Below are 3,289 nucleotides of genomic sequence, written 5' to 3'. Positions count from 1 at the left end.
ATTTTAATTTATTTTTTTATAAGTACCCCTAAACTATAGCTATTGATTCAAGATTTCATGGGAGCCAGTTGCTACCAATAACAAAATCAATTCATCATGATCTAGCTGATAAATAACAATCCAGTTGTCATAATTTTTACCATAGTTTCCATATCTGGCAGGGTGAAATTCACGATAGCCACGCCAATTTCCTTTTAATGCATGATCTTTAATCTGTTTCAAAACAAGTACATCTTGTTCAACAATTGCTTTTAAACAAGGCTTCAAGACAGTTATTGGAAAATGCTTTTTGACTAGTTTTTTTAATTCACGTTCAAAAGATTTGGTCTGTTTAATTTGCATCTAACTTATCGATCCAATCTTCAAAGTCAGTCAATGAACCAATGTTTTTGACCTGCCCTGTTTCTGCTTCTTTTTTAGCGGCTAGGGCTTCCGGAGAATCTAAAAAGCTGACTAATCGAACTTCATTATTGGCCGCTTTAACTAACGATAAGCGTATATACTCAGAAACGGTTAGCCCTTGTTTTGCTAGATTAGCTTTAGCCCGTTCACTAATGTCAGGTGTTACACGAGTTGAAATTGTCTTGTTTTTAATAATAGTATTACTCATTCTAATCCGCCTCCTTTAAGTTTACTATCGTACTACATTATAATATTCGATTTTTAGGTTTTCTGCAACTAAATTAATTTTAAAGTAAAGGAACTAACAGCTTATGCAACAAGTTGTCTTACCCATCAAAGATTCAAACGTTCTTAAAGAGGTTCAAGATACGTTACTCAATAACTTTAAAGCTGGCCGACGTAACTATACGATTTTTCAAGTTGGGAAAGCGACGCTACTGCGAGTGAGTGACGTTATGGGCTTAAAGCTGGCCGATATTTTTAATCCGGACGGTTCTATTAAACAAAATGCATTCATTCACGACCGAAAAACAGGCAAGCCTAATACCTTGTACCTTAAACCAGTTCAAACAGAGCTTTTATTGTATCGTCAATGGCTGCTTGATCATAAACTAGAATCTGCATGGCTAATCCAACAAAATATGAATTCAGAGTGGTTATTTCCTTCAACTTCTCGTCCTGATCGTCCTATTACTGAGAAACAGTTTTATAAGATTATGGCACGAGTTGGTGATCTTTTAGGAATTAACTATCTAGGAACGCATACCATGCGTAAAACAGGCGCTTATCGGGTCTATACGCAGTCAAACTATAATATTGGTTTAGTGATGCATTTATTAAACCATTCAAGTGAAGCTATGATCTTAACGTATCTTGGATTACCGGGGCATGATGAGATGGCAGGGGTTCTATTTATCTGATCATACTGCCGCTTTAAGCCAACAGAACCAGCAGTTGAATGAAATATACGTTCCACGTCCGCAACAATCCTTATCAGTAATTACCGAGGTATTGGCGGACGCATATCAGCGTCAGCAACCAGTGACCATTCAATTCAAAACGGTTGACCAAAACAACCGCCATTTACCAGATATCACCACCTTGATCCATGGCTACAATGCCAATGATATTGTGATTGACGCTGATCGGTTTATCCCACGACAAGAAATTCGCAATGTGGCAGACAAAAAGGCGGAGAACTAAGCTTTAATTAGTTCCTCTGCCTTTTATTTTGTTGGATTTTTAATGGATGGTTAATCACTAACTTTAAGCAAATAGCTGGTTATTTTGTTTCTTAATTGATCATGTTTTTGAGGATTATAACGATACTTAGAATCATGCCAATGATCAGGACTATATAACCAAACTGGCTTTTTTAATCTTTGATAATCTTCTGTTTCGTATCTTGGAAAAACATGGGCATGCAGAAAGTTGTCAGTATTGCCTAAAATATCGTAATTAATTCTTTGGGCTTTGCAGGCATAAAGAATTGCATCTCCTAAAATGCTCATATCTCTTAAGAAGGCTATTCTTTCGCTTATATCCAGCTCATTTAAAGATGAAACATTCCTTTTAGGCAGTAAAACAGAATATCCAGGCAAAAACTGTACATCACCAAAAACTGCGTAACCGCCCTTTAATTCGGCCATAACCATCGGGTTGGTTCCATTAATAGCAGAAGCAATTCGATTTTCATACCATTTCATCATTTTAGATACTCCTTTAATTATCCTATCTTTTTAATTGCTGGGATTCATCTTGCCTTGATTGTTTGATCTTGGGATTTTGTCTAACGAAATCCTGTAACTGTTTTTGGGCACGATTACTGATTTCCTGATGCACATCATTTAACTGGTTTTTTAGTTCTGATTTTTGTTGAGGATCAGTCGCTTGCTTAATTTTTTGTTGCAAGCCTTGATAGGACTTATTAAGATCCTGGGCTGATAGCTTTTTTAGATCATGTGCAGGCTCTTTTGGGGCTTCTTGTAAGCCTAATTGTTTGGTTAAGCCATCGCTAAGTTCAATCACTTTGTTGCTCACTTGCTGGATCTCACTTAAAGCGCTATGGATTACGGCTTTATCTTTGGCCCAGGTGGCCACGTAACCGAGTGAGTAGTTGCTGGTATCAACGCCAATATTTTGCATGGCAACATATGCGACCGCTTCAGCTTGCGTTTCTTGATAGGCTCGCGGGCGATCTTTAAAGGCTGATTTTAGGCCGTGTAGCTGGCTATGCGCATATTCGTGATATAACGTCTTTAGTTTCAAAGCATTGTCGGGCTCATCGCCACCAATGACGATTTCATTAGTGCTGGGTTGAAAATAGCCTTTAGCGCCACCAAGTTCTGACAATCTCTTTTCACTGACTTTAATATCAGTATTGTTATTCAAATAATTTTTGAGTTCGTTGTATAGGTTAGTAACGTTTTTATGATCCGCTAAATTTTCTTTGACAAAATCTTTAGCACTTAGGACTGGTTCGCCGCTTGTCTGTGATATGTCAAATACTGGAATATAGCGATAACCAACTATGGCTTTTTCTTCGCTCGTATCAAGCCTTTTCTGATCCTCTGGAGTTAGTTTTTTAATAATAGGGGGCCACAATCCTGATCCCTTTTTCTCCTTTATTTACTGATCGTTTAAAATCATTCTGCCATTTTTTAAAGCCTGCAACTTGGCTGGCACTTGGATTTTGAGAATAGATAAGGTCAATATTACGTTGGCTATACCGGTGAAACTTTGCTACGGTATCAAGATAACTTTTAAATTTTTCACTATCAGTTAGTTTTAAAATTTCTTTTTCGGCATTTTCGACAAGCTGCCTTTTCCATTTTTCAGTTTCAACTTTACTTGGCATGATTAACCCTCCTCGGCGTCTACAAACTCT

The 3,289-nt window shown here is 37.3% G+C and carries 4 protein-coding genes and 2 pseudogenes; 2 read left to right on the top strand and 4 right to left on the bottom strand.

Features of this window, described 5'->3' with window-relative positions; translation table 11 throughout:
* Nucleotides 1-39: 39 nt before the first annotated feature.
* Nucleotides 40-342, bottom strand: a complete 303-nt coding sequence (locus HMPREF0518_RS01215; protein ID WP_003572735.1) for a type II toxin-antitoxin system YafQ family toxin — start codon at nucleotides 340-342, stop codon at nucleotides 40-42.
* A complete protein-coding gene (locus HMPREF0518_RS01210) occupies nucleotides 332-610 on the bottom strand; it encodes a plasmid mobilization protein (protein ID WP_003625288.1) in 279 nt (92 codons plus the stop codon). The genes HMPREF0518_RS01215 and HMPREF0518_RS01210 overlap by 11 nt, the downstream gene beginning before the upstream one ends.
* Before the next feature lie 103 nt (nucleotides 611-713).
* On the opposite strand from HMPREF0518_RS01210, the gene HMPREF0518_RS01205 reads away from it, so the two are divergent.
* On the top strand, nucleotides 714-1,322 hold the full coding sequence (locus HMPREF0518_RS01205; protein ID WP_003625277.1) for a site-specific integrase: 609 nt from the start codon (nucleotides 714-716) through the stop codon (nucleotides 1,320-1,322).
* Nucleotides 1,285-1,605 (top strand): annotated as a pseudogene (locus HMPREF0518_RS01200) (hypothetical protein); the annotation flags it as partial. The gene HMPREF0518_RS01205 and the pseudogene HMPREF0518_RS01200, both read left to right, overlap by 38 nt.
* Nucleotides 1,606-1,655: 50 nt before the next feature.
* On the opposite strand, the gene HMPREF0518_RS01195 reads toward HMPREF0518_RS01200, so the two are convergent.
* Complete coding sequence (locus tag HMPREF0518_RS01195) at nucleotides 1,656-2,111, bottom strand: HIT family protein (RefSeq protein WP_003625273.1); 456 nt, start codon at nucleotides 2,109-2,111, stop codon at nucleotides 1,656-1,658.
* Between the two features lie 22 nt (nucleotides 2,112-2,133).
* Nucleotides 2,134-3,259 (bottom strand): annotated as a pseudogene (locus tag HMPREF0518_RS01190) (ArdC-like ssDNA-binding domain-containing protein).
* Nucleotides 3,260-3,289 lie beyond the last annotated feature (30 nt).

This window comes from Lactobacillus helveticus DSM 20075 = CGMCC 1.1877, assembly GCF_000160855.1.
Classification (GTDB): Bacteria; Bacillota; Bacilli; order Lactobacillales; family Lactobacillaceae; genus Lactobacillus; species Lactobacillus helveticus.
The sequence above is the reverse complement of the archived record's forward strand: the minus strand, read 5'-3'. Positions and strand labels throughout refer to the sequence as shown.

Excerpts from the sequence above, each read along its gene's own strand:
- HMPREF0518_RS01210 (WP_003625288.1), bottom strand. The coding sequence starts at position 610 with ATGAGTAATACTATTATTAAAAACAAGACAATTTCAACTCGTGTAACA.
- HMPREF0518_RS01205 (WP_003625277.1), top strand. The coding sequence starts at position 714 with ATGCAACAAGTTGTCTTACCCATCAAAGATTCAAACGTTCTTAAAGAG.
- HMPREF0518_RS01195 (WP_003625273.1), bottom strand. The coding sequence starts at position 2,111 with ATGATGAAATGGTATGAAAATCGAATTGCTTCTGCTATTAATGGAACC.
- HMPREF0518_RS01215 (WP_003572735.1), bottom strand. The coding sequence starts at position 342 with ATGCAAATTAAACAGACCAAATCTTTTGAACGTGAATTAAAAAAACTA.